Below are 22,083 nucleotides of genomic sequence, written 5' to 3'. Positions count from 1 at the left end.
GGCCCGTCAGGCCGGGCGTCTCAGAGGGCGCAGCCCTGGCTGTCGATCCGCTGCTCGGCGCTCCGGCCCATCCGGATGTCGTCGCGGATCTCGTCCGCCGTCAGCGCGTAGCCGGTGTTCGGGTCGTCGAGGGACTTCGCGAAGACGACCCCGTACACCTTGCCGTCGGGCGTCAGCAGCGGTCCGCCGGAGTTGCCCTGGCGGACGGTCGCGAACAGTGAGTAGACGTCGCGCCGGACGGTGCCGCGGTGGTAGATGTCCGGGCCGTTGGCGTTGATCCGGCCGCGGACGCGGGCGGGCCGCACGTCGTACGCGCCGTTCTCCGGGAAGCCGGCGACGATCGCGTCGCTGCCGCTCGTCGCGTCCCGGTCGGTGAACTCCAGCGCCGGGGCCTTCAGCTTGGGCACGTCCAGGACGGCGATGTCGCGCTCCCAGTCGTAGAGCACGACCTTGCCGTCGTAGAGCCTGCCCTCGCCGCCGACCTGAACGGTCGGCTCGCCGACCCCGCCGACGACGTGCGCATTGGTCATCACCTTGCCGGGTGCGAAGACGAAGCCGGTGCCCTCCAGCACCTTGCTGCAGCTGGGCGCGGTGCCGACCACCTTGACGATGGAGCGCTTGGCCTGGCCGGTGACGGGGCTGTTGACGAGGTCCGGGTCGGGCGCCTGCACCTCGGTGATGGGCTCGTTGGAGAACGGGGTGAAGACCTGCGGGAAGCCGTTCTGCGTGAGGATGGAGCTGAAGTCGGAGAACCAGGTGTTCGCCTGGCCGGGCAGCACGCGCGACACGCCGAGGAGCACCTTGGAGTTGCGGACTTCCTTGCCGAGCGTGGGAAGCGAGGTCCCGGCGAGCGCCGAGCCGATCAGCCAGGCCACCAGCAGCATCGCGACCACGTTGACCAGGGCGCCGCCGGTCGCGTCGAGCGCGCGCGCCGGCGACCAGGTGATGTGGCGGCGCAGCCTGTTCCCCAGATGGGTGGTCAGGGCCTGGCCGATCGACGCACAGATGATGATCACGACGACGGCGATGACGACCACCGTGGTGGACACCTGGGTGCCGTTGTCCGTCACCCGGTCCCAGATCAGCGGGAGCAGGGACACGGCGACGAGACCACCGCCGAGGAAGCCGGTCACCGACAGGACGCCGACGACGAAGCCCTGGCGGTAGCCGACGATCGCGAACCACACGGCGGCGAGCAACAACAGGATGTCCAGCACGTTCACAGGGGTCACCGTCTCACGCGCGCCAGTCGAGCGGGACCTGCCGGGAACGGTCCCAGGGCAGCTCCCAGCCCGCGAAATGCAGGATCCTGTCGATCACTCCGGCGGTGAAACCCCAGACCAGAGCCGATTCGACGGTGAATCCCGGTCCCAGGTGGCCGCTCGGGTGGACGGTCATGACCCGGTGCCCGGGGTCCGTGAGATCCGCCACGGGCACCGTGAAGACGCGGGCCGTCTCCGCCGGATCCACCACGCCGACCGGGCTCGGGGCGCGCCACCAGCCGAGCACCGGGGTCACGACGAACTCGCTGACCGGGATGTAGAGCCGGGGCAGCACTCCGAAGAGCTGGACGCCGCTGGGGTCGAGCCCGGTCTCCTCCTCGGCCTCGCGCAGCGCGGCGCGCAGCGGGCCGGTGGTGTGCGGGTCGCCGTCCTGCGGGTCGAGGGCGCCGCCCGGGAAGGACGGCTGGCCCGCGTGCGAACGCAGGGTGCCGGCGCGCTCCATGAGGAGCAGCTCCGGCCCGCGCGGGCCCTCGCCGAACAGCACGAGGACGGCGGACTGCCGCCCGCGGCCGTCCTCGGGCGGCAGGAACCGGCTCAGTTGGGTGGGCCGCACCGTCCGCGCGGCCCGGGCTACGGGATCGAGCCAGCCGGGCAGGCCGCGGGTGGTGAGGACGGGGCCGGTGTCCGAGCCGTCGTGCGGGCCCTCCTGTGCGCCGCGGGACGCGCCGGCGCCCGCGCCCGCACGTCCCGCCGCGTGCACCTCGGCATCGGCCGGGCTGTTCCGCGTAGCTCCAGTCATAGGCACCCCTGTCCGTGATCTCCCACACCGCCGAACGCGGTCCGGGTACCGATTCGTTCCTGTCGGGTTCGTTCCTGTCAGGGCGCCGCGGTGGCGCCCAGGGGCGGGGCCGGGCGGCCCGGGTAGTCCGGGGGCGGGCTCAGCCGCTGGCCCGGCTGGCCCCCCTTCTCGTACTTGAGCAGCTTCCGCGCCTTCTCCGGATCCGTCTCGCCCTCCCCGTAGGCCGGGCACAGCGGGGCGATCGGGCAGGCCCCGCAGGCGGGCTTGCGCGCGTGGCAGATCCGGCGCCCGTGGAAGACGACGCGGTGCGACAGCATCGTCCACTCGCTCTTGGGGAAGATCGCGCAGATCTCCGCCTCGACCTTCTCCGGGTCCTCCTGCCCGGTCCACTTCCAGCGGCGCACCAGTCGGCCGAAGTGGGTGTCGACCGTGATGCCCGGGACACCGAACGCATTGCCGAGGACCACGTTCGCGGTCTTGCGGCCGACTCCCGGCAGCGACACCAGGTCCTCGATCCGGCCCGGCACCTCCCCGCCGAAATCATCCCGCAGCGCCCGCGACAGGCCGAGCAGGGAGCGGGACTTCGCCCGGAAGAAACCGGTGGGCCGGATCAGCTCCTCCAGCGCCTCGGGCTCGGCCGCGGCCATGTCCTCGGGGGTCGGGTAGGCCGCGAAGAGGGCCGGCGTCGTCTGGTTCACCCGCAGGTCGGTCGTCTGCGCGGAGAGCACCGTCGCGACGAGCAGCTCGAAGGGGTTGCGGAAGTCGAGCTCCGGATGGGCGTACGGATAGACCTCGGCCAGCTCGCGGTTGATGCGGCGGGCACGGCGCACCATGGCCACCCGGGATTCGGGCTTGGGCACTTTGGGCGTTTTCTTGGCCGAAGCTTTGCCCGCGGGGGCGGGCGGAGCCTTCGCGGGTACCTCCCCGGGGGCCTGTTCGCCCACGGCTGAATTATGGGCGGCGGTCACTCCCGCGGACCCCTTGGCCTGTGCTCTCACCGGCTTATTGGACACCCGGCCAGCCTAAGGCCGGCCGCCGACACCCGCCCGGACCTCTGGTAACACCACTCCGATTGGCCACCCACCACCCAGCACCCGCCCGCGTCCGGCATCCTAGGTAGTGATTGATCGCACTGTTTGAGCCGTCCGGCAAAATGGGAGACCGGTCCCCTGAGCTGGTCGACATAGGAGAGAAACTCGTGGACGACGTTCTGCGGCGCGCCCCGCTCTTCGCGGCGCTCGATGACGAGCAGGCCGCGGAGCTCCGCGCCTCCATGGGCGAGGTGACCCTCGCACGCGGTGACGCCCTGTTCCACGAGGGCGATCCCGGCGACCGGCTGTACGTCGTGACCGAGGGCAAGGTGAAGCTCCACCGCACCTCCCCCGACGGTCGCGAGAACATGCTGGCCGTCCTCGGCCCCGGCGAGCTGATCGGAGAGCTGTCGCTCTTCGACCCGGGCCCGCGCACCGCCACCGCCACCGCGCTGACCGAGGTCAAGCTCCTCGGTCTCGGCCACGGCGACCTCCAGCCCTGGCTGAACGCCCGGCCCGAGGTCGCGACCGCGCTGCTGCGCGCCGTCGCACGGCGCCTGCGCAAGACCAACGACCAGATGTCCGACCTGGTCTTCTCCGACGTTCCCGGCCGTGTGGCCCGGGCGCTCCTCGACCTGTCGCGCCGCTTCGGCGTGCAGTCCGAGGAGGGCATCCACGTCGTGCACGACCTCACGCAGGAGGAGCTCGCGCAGCTCGTCGGCGCCTCCCGCGAGACCGTGAACAAGGCGCTCGCCGACTTCGCGGGCCGCGGCTGGCTCCGTCTGGAGGCCCGCGCGGTGATCCTGCTCGATGTGGAGCGCCTCGCGAAGCGCTCGCGCTGACGCCGGCCCGCCGCCGTCGTGAAGGGGTCCTGTCCGTCCACCGGGCGGGGCCCCTTCGCGCGTCCGGGTGCCGCGCCGCCACGGGTGCGCCGCGCCCCCGCGCCGCCTCGGCCGCTTGAGGGGCCCCACCGTGCACAGTGAAGCCATGGAACACAGGGGCCTCGACCCGTACGGGTACTTCGAGCGGGAGGGATCCCTCGGCCGGATCCAGGAGGAGTTCCGGCCCGTCGTGGCCGCCGCGCGCGAAGCCATCGCCGAGGCGTACGGGCAGCGCCTGCACAGCGCCTACCTGTACGGGTCCGTGCCGCGCGGGACGGCCCGCCCCGGGCGGTCCGACCTCGACCTGCTGCTCGCCCTGCACCGGGAGCCCGCGCAGGACGACCGGGACGCCGCCGAGGTACTGACGCGCGCCCTCGACGAGGACTTCCCGCAGATCGACGGGACCGGCATCCTGCTGTTCGGCAAGGACACCCTGCTGAGCGATGCCGAACGCCACGACCTCGGCTGGTTCGTCGCCTGCCTGTGCACCCCGCTGCTCGGCGCCGACCTGGCCGAGCACCTGCCCCGCTACCGCCCCGACAGCCTGCTCGCCCGGGAGACCAACGGGGACCTGGCCGTCCTGCTGCCCGGCTGGCGGGCGCGGGCCCGCGCCGCCTCGACGCCGCAGGAGCTGCGCGCACTGAGCCGGGCCTTCGCCCGCCGGCTGGTGCGCACCGGCTTCACCCTGGTCATGCCGAGGTGGGGCGGCTGGACCAGCGACCTCGCCCAGTCCGCGGAGGTGTTCGGCGCGTACTACCCCGAGCGCGCGGCCCAGATGCGGGCCGCGGCCGCCGTGGCGCTGGATCCGGTCGCCGACCCGGCCGTGCTGCGCTCGTACGTCGAGGACCTCGGGCCGTGGCTCGCGGACGAGTACACCTCCCGGCACGGCATCAAAACGCCCAGGCCGCCCGCTTAGGCAGTCCGGTCGACACCGGCCTCCAGGGCCTCGACGGCCGTCTTGGCCTCCCGCAGGTCCGCGCCTGTGAGCCGCCGGTAGACCTTGATCGCCTCGATGGTGCGGCCGGCGCGCAGCAGCGCCCGTACGTCCTCCAGACCCGCCTGCTCCGGCTCCTCGATGCCGAGGTGGTCCAGGAGCAGGCCCATGCGGCGCTCCAGGCGCTCGGCACGGCGTTCGAGCGCCTTCGTGCGCAGGGTCACCGTCGAGGTGATCCAGGCGCCGGTGGCGATGAGCGCGAACAGCACGACGTAGGTCATTCGGGTCCCCCTGGGATCAGTCCGTGATCTTGAAGGTACTCGAGCTGCGCGCGTACGGACCATTCGGCGGCGGGCCACAGGGAGCGGTCCACGTCCGCGTACACGTGGGCGACGACCGCCTCGGGCGTCTCGAAGCCGTTCTCGACGGCCGTCTCGACCTGGGCGAGCCGGTGCGCGCGGTGGGCCAGGTAGTACTCGACGACGCCCTGGGCGTCGTCCAGCACCGGCCCGTGGCCCGGCAGGACGGTGTGCACCCCGTCGTCGACGGTCAGCGAACGCAGACGGCGCAGGGAGTCCAGGTAGTCGCCCAGCCGCCCGTCGGGGTGTGCGACCACGGTGGTGCCGCGGCCCAGGACCGTGTCGCCGGTCAGCACGGCCCGGTCGGCGGGCAGGTGGAAGCAGAGCGAGTCGCTGGTGTGCCCGGGGGTCGGCACGACGCGCAGCTCCAGACCGCCGGTGCGGATCACGTCCCCGGCGGCCAGCCCCTCGTCACCGAGGCGCAGCGCCGGGTCCAGGGCGCGGACCCTGGTGCCGGTGAGCTCGGCGAAACGGCCGGCGCCCTCGGCGTGGTCGGGATGGCCGTGGGTGAGCAGGGTCAGGGCGATCCGCTTGCCGGCCCGCTCGGCGGTGTCGACGACCGCCCGCAGGTGCGCCTCGTCCAGCGGGCCGGGGTCGATGACGACGGCCAGCTCGGAGCCGGGCTCGGACAGGAGCCAGGTGTTGGTGCCGTCCAGGGTCATCGGGGAGGCGTTGGGCGCCAGGACGTTGACCGCCCGGGCGGTGGCCCGCCCGGAGGAGACCACCCCGCGGGGATGGCCGGGCAGTGCGGCGGCGTCGCTCATGCGGGACCTCCGTGGCGCACGCGCCTGGTGAACTCGTCGTGGCCCGGCCAGCTGAGGACCACCTCGCCGCCCTCCAGCGCGGCCCGGGCCAGCACGGGGGTCAGGTCCTGCGCGCCGGCCGCGGCGAGCGCCCCGGCGGCGGTCCCGTACGGCTCCAGGGAGCGCAGGGTGGAGATGGTGGGCGGCATCATCAGCAGCTCGCCCTCGTCGTACCGGGCGGCGGCCTCGGCCGGGCGGATCCACACGGTCCGGTCGGCCTCGGTGGAGGCGTTGCGGGTGCGCTGGCCCTCGGGCAGGGCGGCGACGAAGAACCAGGTGTCGTAGCGGCGCGGCTCGAACTCCGGGGTGATCCAGCGCGCCCACGCCCCGAGCAGGTCCGAGCGCAACCGCAGGCCGCGCCGGTCCAGGAACTGCGCGAAGGACAGCTCCCGCGCCACGAGGGCCTGCCGGTCGGCTTCCCAGTCGTCGCCCGTGGTGTCGCCGACGACGGTGTCCGGGGTCTGTCCGGCGAGCAGGACGCCGGCCTCCTCGAAGGTCTCCCGTACGGCGCCGCAGACGATGGCCTGGGCGGTGGCGGGATCGGTGCCGAGGCGTGCGGCCCATTCCTCGCGGGCCGGTCCGGCCCAGCCCACCTGGTGCTCCTCGTCGCGGGGGTCGACCCCGCCGCCGGGGTAGGCGTACGCGCCTCCGGCGAAGGCCATGGAGGTCCGCCGGCGCAGCATGTGCACGATGGGTCCGCCGGGGGTATCACGCAGGAGCATGACGGTGGCCGCGCGTCTGGGCTCCACCGGGGTGAGCGAGCCGTCCGCGAGCGCGCGGATGCGGTCGGGCCACTCCGGCGGGTACCACTGGCCTCCGGCGGGGGGCTGCTGCTGACCGTACTGACCATTCGGCATGGCGGGATGCTACGGCCATCCGGCCCGATGTTCGAGTGGTCCCCGCCGTGGCGAGGGCCCGGGCCGCGTCGCGGCCCGGGCCCCGCCGCCCGTGCTCCGCCGGGCGGGGCGGGTCAGTAGGAGCTGAGCTCGACCTGGATCTCGATCTCGACCGGGGCGTCCAGCGGGAGTACCGCCACGCCGACGGCGCTGCGGGCGTGGACGCCCTTGTCGCCGAGGACGGCGCCCAGGAGCTCGCTCGCCCCGTTCAGCACGCCCGGCTGGCCCGTGAAGTCGGGGGCCGAGGCCACGAAGCCGACCACCTTCACGACACGCGCGATCTTGTCGAGGTCGCCGATGACCGACTTCACGGCGGCCAGGGCGTTCAGCGCGCACGTGGCGGCCAGCTCCTTGGCCTGCTCCGGCGAGACCTCGGCGCCGACCTTGCCGGTGACCGGCATGCTGCCCTTGACCATCGGGAGCTGCCCCGCGGTGTACACGTACTGGCCCGACCGCACGGCCGGCTGGTAGGTGGCCAGCGGCGGGACGACCTCGGGCAGGGTCAGGCCCAGTTCGGCCAGCTTCGCGTCGACGACGCCGCTCATGCCTTCTCCCGCTTGAGGTAGGCCACGAGCTGCTCGGGGTTGTTCGGGCCGGGCACGACCTGGACGAGCTCCCAGCCGTCCTCGCCCCAGGTGTCCAGGATCTGCTTGGTGGCGTGGACCAGCAGCGGGACCGTCGCGTATTCGAACTTCTTGGTCATGGGAGCGAGGGTAGTGCCTGCGGTGCGGGGCTCTCGCGCGCCCCGGCGTGCGGGGCTCATGCGCGCCCCGGGAGCCGAGTCGTTAGGCTCGGACGCTGTGAGCAGGCTCCAGGTGGTCAGCGGCAAGGGCGGCACCGGCAAGACCACGGTCGCCGCGGCACTCGCGCTTGCCCTCGCACGCGAGGGCAAGCGGACTCTTCTGGTGGAGGTCGAGGGCAGGCAGGGTCTCGCACAGCTCTTCGGTACCGAGGCGCTCCCGTACGAGGAGCGGAAGATCGCCGTCGCGCCCGGGGGCGGTGAGGTCTTCGCGCTCGCCATCGACGCCGAGCGGGCGCTGCTGGACTACCTCCAGATGTTCTACAAACTCGGCTCGGCCGGCCGCGCGCTCAAGAAGCTCGGCGCCATCGACTTCGCGACGACCATCGCGCCCGGGCTGCGCGACGTGCTGCTGACGGGCAAGGCATGCGAGGCGGTGCGGCGCAAGGACAAGGCCGGCCGGTTCGTCTACGACCACGTGATCATGGACGCCCCGCCGACCGGGCGGATCACCCGGTTCCTCAACGTCAACGACGAGGTGGCCGGCCTGGCCCGGTTCGGGCCGATCCACAACCAGGCCCAGGCCGTCATGAAGGTGCTCAAGTCCCCCGAGACGGCCGTCCACCTGGTCACGCTGCTGGAGGAGATGCCCGTCCAGGAGACGGCGGACGGCATCGCGGAACTGCGGGAAGCCGGGCTCCCGGTGGGCCGGGTCGTCGTCAACATGGTGCGCCCGCACCATCTGGACGAGGAGACCCTGCGGGCCGCGGCCGATGACCACCGCGCCGGGGTGGCCCGGGCGCTCTCCCGGGCGGGCCTGGGCGGCGCGCGCCCCGGCGGACTCGCCGAGCGGCTGGTCGACCCGCTGCTCGCGCAGGCCGCCGAGCACGCGGGCAGGGTGGAACTGGAGCGCGCGCAGCGCGTCGTACTGGCGGATCTGGACGTGCCGGCGTACGAACTGCCCCTGCTCGGCGCGGGGGTGGAGCTGGCCGGGTTGTACGAGCTGGCCAAGGAACTGCGCAAGCAGTCGGTGGCCGAATGAGCGAGGGGGTGGACACCGTGGGCCTGGACATTCCGCCGCGGCTGGTGGTCGACGGACTGCTGGACGACCCGGAGACCCGGATCATCGTGTGCTGCGGTTCGGGCGGGGTCGGCAAGACCACCACGGCCGCGGCGCTGGGCGTACGGGCGGCCGAGCGCGGGCGCAGGGCGGTCGTGCTCACGATCGACCCGGCGCGGCGCCTGGCGCAGTCGATGGGGATCGACTCGCTGGACAACACCCCCCGCGAGGTGGCGGGGGTGGGGCTGGACGGTGGCGGACTGCACGCCATGATGCTGGACATGAAGCGGACCTTCGACGAGATCGTCGAGGCGCACGCGGACGGCGAGCGGGCCCGGGCCATCCTCGCCAACCCCTTCTACCAGTCCCTGTCGGCCGGTTTCGCCGGCACGCAGGAGTACATGGCGATGGAGAAGCTGGGGCAGCTGCGGGCCCGGCCCGACTGGGACCTGATCGTCGTGGACACCCCGCCGAGCCGCTCCGCGCTGGACTTCCTGGACGCGCCGAAGCGGCTCGGGTCCTTCCTGGACGGGAAGTTCATCCGGGTGCTGATGGCTCCGGCCAAGGTCGGCGGCCGGGCCGGGATGAAGTTCCTCAATGTCGGCATGTCGATGATGACCGGCACCCTCAGCAAGCTGATGGGCGCCTCGCTGCTGAAGGACGTACAGACCTTCGTGGCCGCGATGGACACCATGTTCGGCGGTTTCCGCACGCGCGCGGACGCCACCTTCCGGCTGCTCCAGGCTCCCGGTACGGCCTTCCTCGTGGTCGCGGCGCCGGAGCCGGACGCGCTGCGCGAGGCGGCGTACTTCGTGGAGCGGCTGGCCGCGGAGAGCATGCCGCTGGCCGGTCTGGTGCTGAACCGGGTGCACGGCAGCGGCGCCGACCAGCTGTCCGCCGAGAGGGCGTTGGCCGCCGCAGAGAATCTTGAGGAGGGCGGCATTGTCGATCAGGAGTCCGGGAAAGCTGGACTTCGTGACGGGGCGGCAGAAACTCCGAAGACTCCCGAACCCGGTTCCCCCAGCACCGCGAGCGACACGACGGAGGCCGACGAGACCGATGCGGTCGATCAGGACGCGGTCGATCAGGACGCAGCCGATCGGGGTGCAGCCAATCAGGACGCGGTCGACGAGAGGGTCGTCGACGAGATCACGGCAGGATTGCTGCGCCTGCACGCCGAACGCATGCAGGTGATCGCGCGCGAGCAGCGCACGCGCGACCGCTTCACCTCACTCCACCCTGAGGTGGCAGTGGCCGAGGTGGCCGCCCTGCCCGGCGATGTGCACGATCTCGCCGGGCTGCGGGCCATCGGGGAGCGGCTCGCGGCCGGGGATCCGGCCGGAGCGTAGGCGTTCGTACGCCGACGAAGCGGGTGGCCGGGTGATCTACCCGGCCGCCGCGTACGTCTCGTACGGGACGTCCATCTCCTCGTCGACATCCATGGTCAGGATGTCCGTGCTGCGCTCGTACTCCGTGCGAGCGGTTTCGAGCAGCCGTCGCCACGAGGTGACGGTGGGACGCCGGCGCAGCAGCGCCCGACGTTCCCGCTCGGTCATTCCGCCCCACACGCCGAACTCGACGCGGTTGTCGAGCGCATCGGCCAGGCATTCGGTCCGCACCGGACATCCGGTGCACACCGCCTTGGCCCTGTTCTGTGCCGCTCCTTGAACGAACAGTTCATCCGGATCGGTAGTGCGGCAGGCTGCCTGCGCACTCCAGTCGGTAACCCAGCCCATCCCGGCGCCGTCCTCTCCCGAATCGAGGCTCCCCCACGGCGGCAGAGGCATATTCACCGCTGCCAGTTGAGGACGTTACGGAAGGCGAGCACAGTGCAACACCCCCGACGGGCCCAATCTTGAATGGTCCGAACGGACTATGGGTAAGCGGCAGATCACCCGACGGAGTGATCCGGCGACATGCCCGACCATTCCGGCGATTCGGGTGGAATCGGTGCGGCTCGGGCGGCCCAGCAGGCGAGATTCGGACATGAGTCCACCCCATTCGGGAAGGGTGAAAATCAAGCCGAGGGGTTGATGTCGCACCACTCTGCTGTGACAGTTGGGGACAGCTTAGGCCAAGGCATTCGCGTGTGTCCGGCGAATCAGAACGTAGGCTGCCCTCCATGGGAAAGAAGCGCTCGGGCGGCGGGCTCACGGGGAGCCAGCAGGCCGCCAAGTTCCTCGGTGTGTCCGTTCTCTCCGGATGTGTGCTGGCCGGCATGGCGATTCCGGCGGCAGGCGCCCTGGGGCTCGCGGCCAAGGGCACGGTAGAGGGATTCGACGAGATCCCGGCCAATCTCAAGACTCCGCCGCTGAGCCAGCGGACCACGATTCTGGACTCCGAGGGTGGCCTGATCGCCACGGTCTATTCGCGTGACCGCCAGGTGGTCCCCCTCACGGCGATCTCCCCGTACATGCAGAAGGCGATCGTCGCCATCGAGGACTCCCGTTTCTACGAACACGGGGCGGTCGACCTCAAGGGCATCCTGCGCGCGGTCAACCGCAACGCCCAGGAGGGCGGCGCCGCACAGGGCGCGTCCACGCTCACGCAGCAGTACGTGAAGAACGTGTTCGTCGAAGAGGCCGGCGACGACGAGACCAAAGTGCGCGAAGCCCAGGAGAAGAGCCTCGGCCGGAAGATCCGCGAGCTGAAGTACGCGATCCAGGTCGAGGAGGAGCTCGGGAAGAAGAAGATCCTCGAGAACTACCTCAACATCACCTACTTCGGCCAGCAGGCCTACGGCATCGAATCCGCCGCACAGCGCTACTTCAGCAAGCCGGCCAAGGACCTGACGCTGGACGAGTCGGCGCTGCTGGCGGGCGTCGTGCAGTCGCCGAGCCGGTACGACCCGGTGAACGACGCGCAGGAGGCGACGAAGCGCCGCAACATCGTCCTCCAGCGGATGGCCGACACGAAGGACGTCTCGCAGACGGAGGCGGACGCGGCGAAGGCGAAGCCGGTCGCGCTGAAGGTGACCAAGCCCAGGAACGGCTGCATCACGGCCGTCAAGGGCGCGGGCTTCTTCTGTGACTACGTCCGCAACTCCTTCCTGACCGACGCCGTCTTCGGCAAGACCCGCGAGGAGCGGGCCAAGGTCTGGAACCAGGGCGGCCTGACGGTCCGTACGACCCTGGACCCGCAGTCGCAGGACGCCGCCAACGAGTCGATCAAGGACCACGTCTACCAGGACGACTCGATCGCCACGGCCGTGACCATGGTCCAGCCGGGCACCGGCCGGGTGCTGGCGATGGGGCAGTCCAAGCCGTACGGCTTCGGCAAGAACGAGACGCAGATCAACTTCTCCGTGGACAAGCGGATGGGCGGCTCGAACTTCGGCTTCCAGGTCGGCTCGACCTTCAAGCCCTTCATCGCGGCGGCCGCGCTGGAGCGGGGCATGCCGCCGACGAAGGTCTACCAGGCGCCGAACAAGATGGACTACCCGACGCCGATCACCAAGTGCGACGGGACGCAGTGGCTGAACCTGCCGATGCAGGGCGGCAAGCTGCAGACGGCCAAGAACGAGACCGAGGACGAGATCGGTCCGTACGCGCTGAAGACGGCGATGGAGAAGTCCATCAACACGTACTTCGTCGAGATGATCGGCGAGATCGGCCTCTGCCCGGTGACCGAGATGACGCAGAAGCTCGGCGTGGTCCCGGCCGACGGCTCGAAGCTGCCCGAGGCGCCCTCCATCGCGCTGGGCTCCGCCGAGCTCTCCCCGCTGACGATGGCCGGCGCGTACGCCACCTTCGCCAACCGCGGCACCCACTGCACCCCGATCGCCATCGAGTCGATCACCGACGCGCACGGCAAGGCCCTCGCGGTGCCGAAGTCGCAGTGCACGCGGGCGATGTCGACCGAGACGGCCGACACCATCAACACCCTGCTGCGCGGAGTGGTCGACTCCGGTACCGGTGAGCGGGCCGGCCTGACCGACCGCGACAGTGCGGGCAAGACCGGTACGACGGACTCCCGGTACAACGCCTGGTTCGTCGGCTACACGCCGAACATCTCCGGCGCGGTGTGGGTCGGCTCGGGTGGCGCCAAGAAGATCACGATGGAGGACATCGTGATCGGCGGCCGGTCGTACGACAAGGTCTTCGGCGGTGGCTTGCCCGGCCCCATCTGGAAGGACGCGGTCACCGGAGCACTGTCCGGCCGCGAGGCCCCGGGCTTCGCCACCGTCAGCATCCCGGAGCCCTCGGTCCCGGGGGGCGGCGGCGGCAACAACGGCGGCAAGCCGGCCACGAACCCGGTGAAGCCCGGGAAGCCGGCCAAGCCCGGCGGCGACGGCAAGCCGGGCGGACGCCCCGGCGGGGCGACGGCCGCCGGAACCACCGGGGGACGGACGGGCGGCGCCGGCCCGGACAACCCCTTCCCCGTGCTCCCCGTGGAGCCGGGCCTGATCGGCGGCCGCGACACCCAGTAGGTCAGCCGGGCGGACCCACCCGCGGTGGGCCCGTGGACGCACGGCACGCGAAGGGGCCCCAGCCGGATCCGGCTGGGGCCCCTGGCACGTCCGGAGGGACGCGGGGTCGCGCGCGGCGCGGTCGTGCGACGCGTGATCACGTGCGGTGCGACGCGAGGTCGGCACCGCGCGAGGTCGGCACGGCGCGAGGTCGGCACGGCGCGAGGTCGGCACGGCGCGAGGTCGGCACGGCGCGAGGTCGGCACGGCGCGAGGTCGGCGCAGCGTCAGGTGCGGCGCAGGCCGCTCGCACGCCGGGCGCGGCGCGGACCTCACGCCGGGTGCGGCGCGGCGCCTCAGCGCGGCGCGGCCCTACGTATGGCGCGGCGTCACGCGGGGCGCCGCGCTCCGTACGGGGGCGCCGCGCTCCGTACGGGGGCGCGGCGCTCCGTACGGGGGCGCGGCGTCAGGAGAGCTGCTTCTTGACGGCGGCGGCGACCCGCCCGCCGTCCGCCAGACCCGCGACCTTCGGGTTCACGATCTTCATGACGGCGCCCATGGCGCGCGGCCCCTCCGCGCCCGCCGCCCTGGCCTCCTCGACCGCCTGCGCGACGATCGCGGCGAGCTCGTCGTCGCCGAGCTGTCGGGGCAGGTAGGTGTCGAGGAACTCGCCCTCCGCGGTCTCCCGCGCGGCCTGCTCGGGACGGCCGCCCTGCGCGAAGGCCTCCGCGGCCTCGCGGCGCTTCTTCGCCTCCTTGGCGATCACCTTGAGGACTTCCTCGTCGGAGAGCACGCGCGCTTCCTTGCCCGCGACCTCCTCCTTGGTGATGGCGGAGAGGGTCAGTCGCAGCGTGGACGAGTGCAGCTCGTCGCGCGCCCTGATGGCGGTCGTGAGGTCTTCCTGGAGCTTGGCCTTGAGCGTGGTCATGCCCATGAGTCTGCCAGGTACGGGGGCGGCGGCGCCCGCCGGTTTTGCGGGTCTGCGACGATGGGGCCATGCGTGCGCGTTACGGAGTACCCCTGAAGGCAGCCGCCGGCATCGCGGCGGTGGGGGCCGCGGGTGTTGCCTATGCCGCCGGTTTCGAGGCGCGGTCCTTCCGCCTGCGCCGGGTCACGGTGCCCGTCCTGCCCCGGGGGATGCGCCCGCTGCGCGTGCTCCAGGTCTCGGACATCCACATGGTCGGCGGGCAGCGCAAGAAGCGCGCCTGGTTGCAGTCCCTCGCCGGGCTGCGCCCCGACTTCGTCGTGAACACCGGCGACAACCTCTCCGACACGGGGGGTGTCCCGGAGGTGCTCGACGCCCTGGGCCCGCTGATGTCCTTCCCCGGCGTTTACGTCTTCGGATCGAACGACTACTACGGGCCGCGGCTGCGCAATCCGGGGCGCTACCTGATCGAGAAGACCCAGGGCCGGCACGGACTGAACGGCAACAAGCCGGTCGTCGGCGCCGTCCACAACCCCTGGGAGGAGATGCGGGACGCCTTCGACGCGGCCGGCTGGGTCAACCTGACCAACACCCGGGGGCGGCTCAAGCTGGACGGCCTGGAGCTGGCTTTCACCGGCCTGGACGACCCCCACATCAAGCGGGACCGCTACGAGCGGGTCGCGGGCGGCCCGGAGGCGGACGCCGACTTCTCGATGGCCGTGGTGCACGCGCCGTACCTGCGCACGCTGGAAGCCTTCACGGCCGACGGCTACCCGCTGATCCTGGCGGGGCACACGCACGGCGGCCAGCTGTGCATCCCCTTCTACGGGGCGCTCGTCACCAACTGCGACCTGGACACGAAGCGGGTGAAGGGCCTCTCCACGCACGAGACCGGCGGCCGGCGCGCGTACCTGCACGTCTCGGCGGGCTGCGGTACCAACCGGTACACCCCGGTCCGCTTCGCCTGCCCACCGGAGGCGACCCTCCTGACACTGACGCCACGGGCGTAGTCCCGCCGGGCCTGCCCGCCCGGTCCCGGCCACCCGCGGCCCAGCCCCGGCCAAACCGGATTTCGTCTCCGGCCACGGGTCCGCTAAAGTAATCGATGTCGCCAGGGCAGCAAGCGCTGCAAAGGCGGCGATCGGGGTGTAGCGCAGCTTGGCAGCGCGCTTCGTTCGGGACGAAGAGGTCGTGGGTTCAAATCCCGCCACCCCGACTTCGTAAGACCAGTTCAGGGGCCTGATCCGCATCGCGGATCAGGCCCCTGTTTGGCGTTTGCCCCTGTCTGGGGAGCCATCGGGGAGCCGACTTCGGAATCCGGCTCCCAGATGTCTCCCGAACCCTTCCGCGATCTACCGCAACGAACTGCCCCGGGAGCGACCCGCACGTAGGCTCGGGGCGGTCCGACGCGAGAGCGCCTGGCTGACGCATCGGGGCAGGGGGACAGCGTGGATCATCTCTTCACCGTCGACGGGGGCTCGGCCGCGCCGGTCTCACCGACCACGCTGGCCGCGGAAGGCCTCCTCGAACGGCAGCACCTCCAGGAGTGGGTGACAGCGCACCCTCAGATCCTCGGCGAATCGGTGCTCGTGATCACCTCCGAGTTCGATCGGTGGGCCGACACGGACGGGGTGCCGGCACGCGACCGCTTGGACGTCCTGGGCCTGGATGCCACAGGGCGCCTCGTGGTGGTCGAGCTGAAGCGGGGTACCGCCGACCGGGACGTCCACCTCCAGGCGATCACCTACGCCGCCCTGGTGTCCCGGTTCGACCTCGACACGCTGGCCCAGGCACACCGCGAGTTCCGCAAGAGTCGGGGCGAGATCCTCGAACTCGACACGTGCCGTCAGCGTCTCCTGGACCACGTGGACGGGGACTGGAGCCCTGAACTGCTCCAGCGCCCCAGGCAGGTGATCATTGCTGCCGACTTCCCCAAGCAGGTCACCCACACCGTGGTGTGGCTGTCGGAGATGAACCTCGACATCGACCTCATCCAGGTGGGCCTGTGGAAGGTGAAGGACCAGCTCGTCGCCGGCTTCACCAAGGTCTACCCCACCCCGGAGGTGGAGGAGTTCACTCTCGCTCCGGCCAGGATCGAGGCCAAGGCCGCGGCCCAGAAGCTGGAGGAACGTTCGCGGGCCCAGAACGCCGTGCACGTCATAGGCGACGCCGGGCTGATCCCGGATGGGGCCCTGCTCCGGCTGACGCCGAGGCACGGAGTGACCGAAGGCATCCGCGAGGACATCCTGGCCTGGGTCGGTGAGGACCGCAGCCGAGCAAGTGTCACGTGGAACAACAACACCGCCAAGCCGCTGACGTGGAAGAGCGACGGCAAGCCGTACACCCCGACCGGACTGGCCAACCACATCTTCACCAGCGTGACCGGCCGCAAGGCCGACGGCATACAGGGAACCACCTGGTGGGACATCGACACCGCCCACGTCCCGGACGCAGTCGACCCCGACGAGTGGGGAGCATTGGCCGGCACCCACCTCGCGAGCCTGGCCAAGCAGCTCAACGGCACCAGCAAGGACTGGACAGGCCTGCACACCCTCCTGAACGCCGTCCCCGCCGGACGGTGGACGACCTACGGGGACGTGGCGGCCGTGATCAGCAGCCACTCCGTCCCGGTCGGCACCCACTTGGCAACCTGCGGCCAGTGCCCTAATGCCTGGCGGGTCCTCAACGCAGCGGGCCGCATCAGCCCCGGCTTCCGGTGGACCGACCCCACCCGCACAGACTCACCCGCCGACGTCCTGGCGACCGAGGGCGTCCGTTTCGATGGAGGGGCAGCGGATCCGACTGCGCGCCTGTCCGTGGACGCCCTGAAGGCCCTCCCCGGCGACTGACCCCGAACTGCCGTAGAAGCCGGCCGGGAACCAGCCCCGGAAAGCCGACCGCACAGCTTGTGCCCACCAGATCGCTGACGCTACGACGATCACATGCACCGTTGGACACCGCTCAACGATTGCCGACTCGCCCTCCTCACAGGCATCGGGGAGGGAAGCGACCCGGTCACGTCAGATTCCCCGGGGCTCGCCCTTACTGCGCGTGCCCTGAAGGAACGGGGCCTCATCACCATGCCGAAGGAGGGCGGACGGTGGCAGGCGGAGATCTCCGATGCCGGACGCTTCTACCTCCAGCACGGCCATGCCTCCCGAGCCCAAGAACCCAGCCGAACCAAAAACTCGTGTTCAGCGTGCGCCCAAGGTTCCACAGCCCTCCCCCGCGGATATCGGGGTGGTCTTGATCGCGGAAGTGCAGCAGGCTGTGCGTTTCCTGCGCACCCCGGATCCGGGTGAGGCGGAGCGGGCCCGGTACCGGCGGGCCTTCGATGCCGCAAGGCAGTGTCCCCCGGCCGGATACCACCTGAAGTACACCGGGCGGGCCAAGGGAGACATCAGCTCCGGGCGAACGGCGAGGACGACACCGAGTGGAACCGCATCAGGCTCGCACGCAGGAGGACTCTGACCGACGTCGACGATGTGATCGCGGCAGTCGAGAAGGACCACAGCGCCTTCGAAGTCTCGGAGGAGGTACTCCCCCGGGTTCTGTCTCTACTCCGGCTGCTCGCCGAGCGCGCCTTCGCCCTCCATGGTGAGATCACGGTCTCCAGGAAGTGCAAGCAGCCAAGGCCGTTGCTCACCGTCCATGGCATCACGTGCGAGATCAGCTTCCGTGAGCGGCAGAGGCAGGTCCGGTACGTGCCCACGCAGCCGGGTCGGCGCACGTACGACTGGCAGCGGGTGACGCCGGCGCACCGGTCCGAGCCTTCCGGAGAGCTTGAGTTGCGCCTGGGCATCAAAAGGGAGTGGGCCGACGCCGACGGGAGCCAGTTGAAAGACCAGATCGATACGGTCTTCAAGGTGCTGAAGGCCCGTGCGCAGGAGCAGGAGCGGGCCATGCTGAGCAGGAAGCCAACGTCGACGGCCCCGTCGTCTCCCTCCTCCCGCTCAGCGCCGACTGGGACCGAGCACGCGATCACGCCGATCTGATCTCCGACCGCCGTGCCGACATGCACGCAGGCGAGATCGAGACCTCCATCCTCCTGCACGCTGCCCCAGAGCTTGTGCGCGACGGAAACGCCAATGCCGACCATGGCGGCGGCCCCCGCCCCTTCCTCCTGGTCCAGGGCATGGGGGCGTACACCGCATCCGGCGTGATCGGCTTTCCGTCCTTCGCCACTGCAGGCAAGGGCAAAGCCGTGCTGGCCAGCCTGACCGGCAGCTTCGCGGGCCACCTCGAATCCCTCGGCGCGAACGACTGAAGCCGGCCAAGCCAACCCGCACCAGACCCGCTCGTCGAGCGAGGCGGGCGGCGCCGACGACATCAAAGACTGCTAGCTCCCAGCCCGGTGTCGCCACACTCACCACTGGTGAGTGGCACCCCACGATCCGCAGCGCCCCGGTGGACCCAGTCCAGGCCGAGGGCTTCAAGGTGGGCACTGGGCGCTCGGGCTGACTCCCCCGATCCGAGTCGACCACCAGCGGTCAGGTGCTCGCTGACCTATTCGTATCCGAGTTGGTGGAGAGACGAAGGATCTTGTCCCAAGTAGCCACTACCCCCGCAGCGGCAGCCGTCGCCAGGGCGACGCCGACAGCTGACGAAGCCAAGGCAAAGACGATGCCAGCGAGACAGAGGGTGAACGCAGATCCTCTCAGTACCTGCTGCCGCCACGCTCTGCGCTCCCGGTGACTGTGCAATAGCCCCTCGGCGGATACGTCCCCAGGTGCAAGATCTTGCAACTGGCCGCTGGCGAGCACTTTCAGGATTCGCTCCATTTCGAGCAGAGCGCGCTTCGCGCCGTCGATGCGATCAAGTTCAACCCCGTCCCGAAGCTCACGCACGAGGGCGGCAGCCGCTGAGAACCGGGCGACGACCTGGGGCATGGGGTTGCGGCCATCCGGAAGCGCACGTTGCACGGCATACCTCTCCAGCGCGATGGCGAAGTCTTCCAGCGCTCGGACTGCCGCAACGTGTGGGGAGTTGAAGGGCGATGCCGTCGGAGGCTCCTTACCCGTCAGCTCCAGTGGCTGGAGGAGTGCCCCATAGGCCCTACGCACCGTGACCGTCACGGCCTCGGTTGTCCACCGTTGCATGCCTTGGTTTGTGACAAGCGAGGCGATCACAGCAGTGATCAACATGGGCGTCACCGTGGCCCCCATGGCGATGGCGTCGCGCCATACGTGCCCGCTTGTGCGCTGGATGGTTGCTGCAAGGGCACCCCCCGCTGAGACGGACATGGCGACGGGGACGATCATCTTGAGGGCGAGTGCCCTGCGGGACACCTGGTACAGGACATCTTCACGCTGCAAGTAGTCCAGTGTCGGACGGTCTGGACGCGTCGCAAAGGAGCTGTCGCGGACGCGGCGAACCAGGTGCGCGGCGCCGTCTTGCGTGTGCCCGCGCGCGAGCCCAGCAGATCCGTTCCAAGAGCGTTCTGTTACCTCGGCGCTGCGACGTCGCCGTCATGGTCAGGGCCCATATCGACACTGTCCAAGCAGTGAAGATGAGAGCCCCTAACTCGGCTTTCGACACGTTCTCCCCCTCCGGGGCATCGTGGGGCTCAGCCCCATCACAAGTCCCTATGCCCTGGCGAGGTTCACAAATACCTCACTGTCAGTAAGAAGCCCCGCTCGAACCGAATACCGTCGATCTGGGCACCGTAGCCCGTGACCAGCTACAGAACCGGGCCGCCAGCCTGGCAGAAGACCTCGCTCCAAGCTCTCAGTTCTGGTCTCATTCCCCTACGTCCGGGACCGTCCAGGGGACCGTCAACCAGCGGCTCCGCCGCAGGTCAGAGCACCTCCGCACGCCCCAGGACCCCCGTAAGAACATTTGGAAAGCGTGGTGGGGGCAACCCCTCACGAGTTCGAATCTCGTATCCCCCGCACCCGCCAAACGAATTACCCGACTGCGTCCCGGTCGGGTCCTTCGTCGTTCCGTGGTCGCAGTTGCCCTCCGCTGCGGCTTCGGAGCTAGCGCCGTTGAGGACAGCGCGGCACGCACGGCAGAACATGGCGGCGTCCCGCCCGTACCGGCGCATTAGCTGGCCGCACTTGGCGCATGGCTCGAAGAACGCGTCGGTACGCCTTCGGCCGCAGCGGTTTCACAGCAGACCCTTGCGCGTGTCCTGGACCATGGTGGCGGCGGTCGATGCAAAGGCGCGATTCCAGGGGCGCTGACAGGCGGTCTCCTGACCGGGCTTGTGACTCTTCGAAACGCGCGTCTGCACCGTCCAACGCGGCCCGAGACCAGGGCCGGTGGCGATCAAGAAGAGCTGTTCACCGTGACGTTCGACGAAGCGCCTGTAGCCCTCCCTCAACGCACAGGCAGACGTGGTCGAGAACGTCAGATCCCCCCTTCGAGCTGGTCCCGCAATCGCCCGAGATAGAGACGGCGCTGACCATCGGCAGGTATGGCCCGGACAACGACCAGTGTTCCGCGTAAGTTGGTGAGGATCGCAGTCGTCCGTCCTAAGGGATGCGCGTTCCAGACGGACCCGCATCAGCACGACAGGTCACGACGCCATCCACGCCCTGATCGCCCCGGCTCGGCCGCATCGTTACTTCAGCGTTCTGCGGCGACAACGAGGCCGCCGACGACACCCGCGATCGTCGAAATGGTCCGAGCAGACGGAGACCGCGCCCGGCAGCAGGCAGTCGCAATTGGGTGCCGGGCCAGACCGGCCGACGCGGTGCCACGCCAGGACACAGACACGGGGCGGTGAGAGCTCCTGGGAGATTTCCATCATCAGGTCGCGTCAGGCACTGTTCCGTAGCCGATGATTTGAGATTTGACGAGGCCCTGGGGCTGTATGGGGGAAAAGTCGGGCCCTTCAGCGCGCCTGGTGATAGGTCAACCCCCGTTGTCGTCATCCTATCGACTGAAAGTCAGGATCCGGACTGCAAGGACGACGAAAGGTCAGTCGAATGCACCTCACCAAGCGGTTCGTCGCGATCAGCACCGCAGCCACGGCGGCGGTTCTGTTCAGCGCCGGCGGCGCCCAGGCTCAGGAGAACGGAGAATTCCTTTCGTTCCTCGGCAACACGACGCTTCTTCGGGTCTCATATCCGGTGCAGGTCGGCAATGACAACACCTACACCGGCCCGCAGAACACCAACACCAACAACAACACCGGAGGGGGCACGAACAACAACAACAACAATAACGGGGCGGGGGGCCTGCAGCAGGACGTTGCTGGGCTCTACTCGCGCAGCACAGCCCTCATGCAGGTCTCGCACCCGGTGCAGGTCGGCAACGGCAACACTTACACCGGCCCGCAGAACACCAACACCAACAACAACACCGGCGGGGGGACGAACAACAACAACAACAACAACGGGGGCGTAAACAACAACAATAACAATAACAACCTCGGGGGCGGGGTGAACAACAATAACAACAACAATAACAACATCGGCAGCGGCAGCGGCATCGACAAGGGCAACCAGATGCGCAAAACGGCTCGCCTCCAGGACGGTGCAGCCATGCAATCCTGCTACCCGATGACGCGCCTTGCGCAGGACATCGCCGTCATTGAACACCTGAACATCGACTGTGACCAGCATTGAATTGACCGGTGCGCCCGGGAAATGAGGCGCAGTGCACTGCGGGCCGCACCAGGCGTCGGTCAATTCCAGGTCGGCGGCATGCCGTGAACGATCACAGCAATCGAAATCCATAGCTCCATACCTGGCGCTCGGTACCACCGATCGACCACCACCCGGTTGATTCGGCCACAGGATTACACGCGCCTGTATGAGCTCCCGCACGACCCTTCAGATGCAAGGCGATCTGGCGCTGGACGCCGACGATGACGGGCACTGAGCGTCAGGCGGCCTCCGCCACCCCAAGACGCGCGACACGACAATCCGGCGGCCAGGTGACTTCGAAACCACCGGCCGCCGGAATGGGAACATCAGTTGTTATTGTTGTTGTTGTTCGCAGCCCCTCCGCCGTTGTTGTTATTGTTGTTGTTGTTCGCAGCCCCTCCGCCGTTGTTGTTATTGTTGTTGTTGTTCGC

21 protein-coding genes and 1 tRNA gene are annotated in these 22,083 nt (G+C 69.9%); 11 read left to right on the top strand and 11 right to left on the bottom strand.

Going from position 1 to position 22,083, the window contains the following annotated elements:
- Positions 1-20: 20 nt before the first annotated feature.
- The 3 genes from AMK16_RS19535 to nth all read right to left on the bottom strand — a co-directional run bounded on the left by AMK16_RS19535 (position 21) and on the right by nth (position 2,966).
- The gene (locus AMK16_RS19535) at positions 21-1,223 is read right to left on the bottom strand and encodes a MarP family serine protease (RefSeq protein ID WP_073917398.1); all 1,203 of its coding nucleotides are present in this window, start codon (positions 1,221-1,223) and stop codon (positions 21-23) included.
- Positions 1,224-1,236: 13 nt separating this feature from the next.
- Entirely contained in the window at positions 1,237-2,022 is a 786-nt protein-coding gene (locus AMK16_RS19530; RefSeq protein WP_242438798.1) for an NUDIX hydrolase, read from the bottom strand.
- A 77-nt stretch (positions 2,023-2,099) separates the two neighbouring features.
- Positions 2,100-2,966 (bottom strand): endonuclease III, encoded by an 867-nt coding sequence (gene nth, locus AMK16_RS19525; RefSeq protein ID WP_073917393.1) that lies wholly within the window; start codon positions 2,964-2,966, stop codon positions 2,100-2,102.
- Between the two features lie 254 nt (positions 2,967-3,220).
- On the opposite strand from nth, the gene AMK16_RS19520 reads away from it, so the two are divergent.
- Both AMK16_RS19520 and AMK16_RS19515 read left to right on the top strand, forming a co-directional pair.
- Positions 3,221-3,895 carry a Crp/Fnr family transcriptional regulator gene (locus AMK16_RS19520; protein WP_003981529.1) on the top strand — a complete coding sequence of 225 codons (675 nt, stop codon included), beginning with the start codon at positions 3,221-3,223 and terminating at the stop codon, positions 3,893-3,895.
- Between the two features lie 145 nt (positions 3,896-4,040).
- A complete protein-coding gene (locus AMK16_RS19515) occupies positions 4,041-4,850 on the top strand; it encodes a nucleotidyltransferase domain-containing protein (protein WP_073917391.1) in 810 nt (269 codons plus the stop codon).
- Here the strand turns inward: AMK16_RS19515 and AMK16_RS19510 are convergent.
- From AMK16_RS19510 to AMK16_RS35155, 5 genes are all read right to left on the bottom strand, one after another.
- On the bottom strand, positions 4,847-5,149 hold the full coding sequence (locus AMK16_RS19510; RefSeq protein ID WP_073917388.1) for a hypothetical protein: 303 nt from the start codon (positions 5,147-5,149) through the stop codon (positions 4,847-4,849). The two genes, AMK16_RS19515 and AMK16_RS19510, sit on opposite strands and share 4 nt — an antisense overlap.
- The gene (locus tag AMK16_RS19505; protein WP_073917385.1) at positions 5,146-5,991 is read right to left on the bottom strand and encodes an MBL fold metallo-hydrolase; all 846 of its coding nucleotides are present in this window, start codon (positions 5,989-5,991) and stop codon (positions 5,146-5,148) included. The genes AMK16_RS19510 and AMK16_RS19505 overlap by 4 nt, the downstream gene beginning before the upstream one ends.
- Complete coding sequence (locus AMK16_RS19500) at positions 5,988-6,887, bottom strand: NUDIX hydrolase (protein WP_073917382.1); 900 nt, start codon at positions 6,885-6,887, stop codon at positions 5,988-5,990. Before AMK16_RS19500 ends, AMK16_RS19505 begins: the two co-directional genes overlap by 4 nt.
- Before the next feature lie 113 nt (positions 6,888-7,000).
- Positions 7,001-7,471 (bottom strand): RidA family protein, encoded by a 471-nt coding sequence (locus AMK16_RS19495; protein WP_073917379.1) that lies wholly within the window; start codon positions 7,469-7,471, stop codon positions 7,001-7,003.
- Positions 7,468-7,629, bottom strand: a complete 162-nt coding sequence (locus AMK16_RS35155; RefSeq protein ID WP_007264966.1) for a DUF4177 domain-containing protein — start codon at positions 7,627-7,629, stop codon at positions 7,468-7,470. The genes AMK16_RS19495 and AMK16_RS35155 overlap by 4 nt, the downstream gene beginning before the upstream one ends.
- Before the next feature lie 97 nt (positions 7,630-7,726).
- Here AMK16_RS35155 and AMK16_RS19490 point away from each other — a divergent pair, with 97 nt between their 5' ends.
- Together AMK16_RS19490 and AMK16_RS19485 are read left to right on the top strand one after the other, a co-directional pair.
- Entirely contained in the window at positions 7,727-8,707 is a 981-nt protein-coding gene (locus AMK16_RS19490; protein WP_073917376.1) for an ArsA family ATPase, read from the top strand.
- Positions 8,704-10,074 (top strand): ArsA family ATPase, encoded by a 1,371-nt coding sequence (locus tag AMK16_RS19485; RefSeq protein ID WP_073917374.1) that lies wholly within the window; start codon positions 8,704-8,706, stop codon positions 10,072-10,074. Before AMK16_RS19490 ends, AMK16_RS19485 begins: the two co-directional genes overlap by 4 nt.
- 36 nt (positions 10,075-10,110) lie before the next feature.
- Here the strand turns inward: AMK16_RS19485 and AMK16_RS19480 are convergent, their stop codons facing one another.
- A complete protein-coding gene (locus AMK16_RS19480) occupies positions 10,111-10,461 on the bottom strand; it encodes a WhiB family transcriptional regulator (RefSeq protein ID WP_199885479.1) in 351 nt (116 codons plus the stop codon).
- A gap of 386 nt (positions 10,462-10,847) precedes the next feature.
- Here AMK16_RS19480 and AMK16_RS19470 point away from each other — a divergent pair, with 386 nt between their 5' ends.
- Positions 10,848-13,154 (top strand): transglycosylase domain-containing protein, encoded by a 2,307-nt coding sequence (locus tag AMK16_RS19470; RefSeq protein ID WP_073917370.1) that lies wholly within the window; start codon positions 10,848-10,850, stop codon positions 13,152-13,154.
- Between the two features lie 444 nt (positions 13,155-13,598).
- Here the strand turns inward: AMK16_RS19470 and AMK16_RS19465 are convergent, their stop codons facing one another.
- Positions 13,599-14,060 (bottom strand): GatB/YqeY domain-containing protein, encoded by a 462-nt coding sequence (locus AMK16_RS19465; protein WP_073917797.1) that lies wholly within the window; start codon positions 14,058-14,060, stop codon positions 13,599-13,601.
- Between the two features lie 68 nt (positions 14,061-14,128).
- On the opposite strand from AMK16_RS19465, the gene AMK16_RS19460 reads away from it, so the two are divergent.
- The 5 genes from AMK16_RS19460 (at position 14,129) to AMK16_RS37300 (ending at position 18,324) form a co-directional block, all read left to right on the top strand.
- Complete coding sequence (locus AMK16_RS19460) at positions 14,129-15,067, top strand: metallophosphoesterase (RefSeq protein WP_073917367.1); 939 nt, start codon at positions 14,129-14,131, stop codon at positions 15,065-15,067.
- 132 nt (positions 15,068-15,199) lie between these two features.
- Positions 15,200-15,273 (top strand) — tRNA-Pro (locus AMK16_RS19455).
- Positions 15,274-15,505: 232 nt separating this feature from the next.
- Positions 15,506-16,906, top strand: coding sequence for an MGMT family protein (locus AMK16_RS36670; protein ID WP_073917364.1), 1,401 nt, complete (start codon positions 15,506-15,508; stop codon positions 16,904-16,906).
- A gap of 498 nt (positions 16,907-17,404) precedes the next feature.
- Positions 17,405-18,052: a hypothetical protein gene (locus AMK16_RS37305; RefSeq protein WP_242438797.1), complete on the top strand. Its 648-nt coding sequence runs from the start codon at positions 17,405-17,407 to the stop codon at positions 18,050-18,052.
- Positions 18,049-18,324 carry a creatininase family protein gene (locus AMK16_RS37300; RefSeq protein WP_443333588.1) on the top strand — a complete coding sequence of 92 codons (276 nt, stop codon included), beginning with the start codon at positions 18,049-18,051 and terminating at the stop codon, positions 18,322-18,324. The genes AMK16_RS37305 and AMK16_RS37300 overlap by 4 nt, the downstream gene beginning before the upstream one ends.
- A gap of 223 nt (positions 18,325-18,547) precedes the next feature.
- Here the strand turns inward: AMK16_RS37300 and AMK16_RS19440 are convergent, their stop codons facing one another.
- Positions 18,548-19,372, bottom strand: a complete 825-nt coding sequence (locus AMK16_RS19440; protein ID WP_242438795.1) for a hypothetical protein — start codon at positions 19,370-19,372, stop codon at positions 18,548-18,550.
- Positions 19,373-20,989: 1,617 nt separating this feature from the next.
- On the opposite strand from AMK16_RS19440, the gene AMK16_RS19430 reads away from it, so the two are divergent.
- On the top strand, positions 20,990-21,631 hold the full coding sequence (locus AMK16_RS19430; protein WP_073917355.1) for a hypothetical protein: 642 nt from the start codon (positions 20,990-20,992) through the stop codon (positions 21,629-21,631).
- Positions 21,632-22,083 lie beyond the last annotated feature (452 nt).

Origin of the sequence: Streptomyces sp. CB00455, from assembly GCF_001905445.1 — a bacterium.
Classification (GTDB): domain Bacteria; phylum Actinomycetota; class Actinomycetes; order Streptomycetales; family Streptomycetaceae; genus Streptomyces.
This window is presented reverse-complemented; position numbering and strand designations above follow the sequence as displayed.

Excerpts from the sequence above, each read along its gene's own strand:
- AMK16_RS19530 (WP_242438798.1), bottom strand. The coding sequence starts at position 2,022 with ATGACTGGAGCTACGCGGAACAGCCCGGCCGATGCCGAGGTGCACGCG.
- AMK16_RS19515 (WP_073917391.1), top strand. The coding sequence starts at position 4,041 with ATGGAACACAGGGGCCTCGACCCGTACGGGTACTTCGAGCGGGAGGGA.
- AMK16_RS19510 (WP_073917388.1), bottom strand. The coding sequence starts at position 5,149 with ATGACCTACGTCGTGCTGTTCGCGCTCATCGCCACCGGCGCCTGGATC.
- AMK16_RS19505 (WP_073917385.1), bottom strand. The coding sequence starts at position 5,991 with ATGAGCGACGCCGCCGCACTGCCCGGCCATCCCCGCGGGGTGGTCTCC.
- AMK16_RS19500 (WP_073917382.1), bottom strand. The coding sequence starts at position 6,887 with ATGCCGAATGGTCAGTACGGTCAGCAGCAGCCCCCCGCCGGAGGCCAG.
- AMK16_RS19495 (WP_073917379.1), bottom strand. The coding sequence starts at position 7,471 with ATGAGCGGCGTCGTCGACGCGAAGCTGGCCGAACTGGGCCTGACCCTG.
- AMK16_RS35155 (WP_007264966.1), bottom strand. The coding sequence starts at position 7,629 with ATGACCAAGAAGTTCGAATACGCGACGGTCCCGCTGCTGGTCCACGCC.
- AMK16_RS19485 (WP_073917374.1), top strand. The coding sequence starts at position 8,704 with ATGAGCGAGGGGGTGGACACCGTGGGCCTGGACATTCCGCCGCGGCTG.
- AMK16_RS19480 (WP_199885479.1), bottom strand. The coding sequence starts at position 10,461 with ATGGGCTGGGTTACCGACTGGAGTGCGCAGGCAGCCTGCCGCACTACC.
- AMK16_RS19470 (WP_073917370.1), top strand. The coding sequence starts at position 10,848 with ATGGGAAAGAAGCGCTCGGGCGGCGGGCTCACGGGGAGCCAGCAGGCC.
- AMK16_RS19465 (WP_073917797.1), bottom strand. The coding sequence starts at position 14,060 with ATGACCACGCTCAAGGCCAAGCTCCAGGAAGACCTCACGACCGCCATC.
- AMK16_RS19460 (WP_073917367.1), top strand. The coding sequence starts at position 14,129 with ATGCGTGCGCGTTACGGAGTACCCCTGAAGGCAGCCGCCGGCATCGCG.
- AMK16_RS19430 (WP_073917355.1), top strand. The coding sequence starts at position 20,990 with ATGCACCTCACCAAGCGGTTCGTCGCGATCAGCACCGCAGCCACGGCG.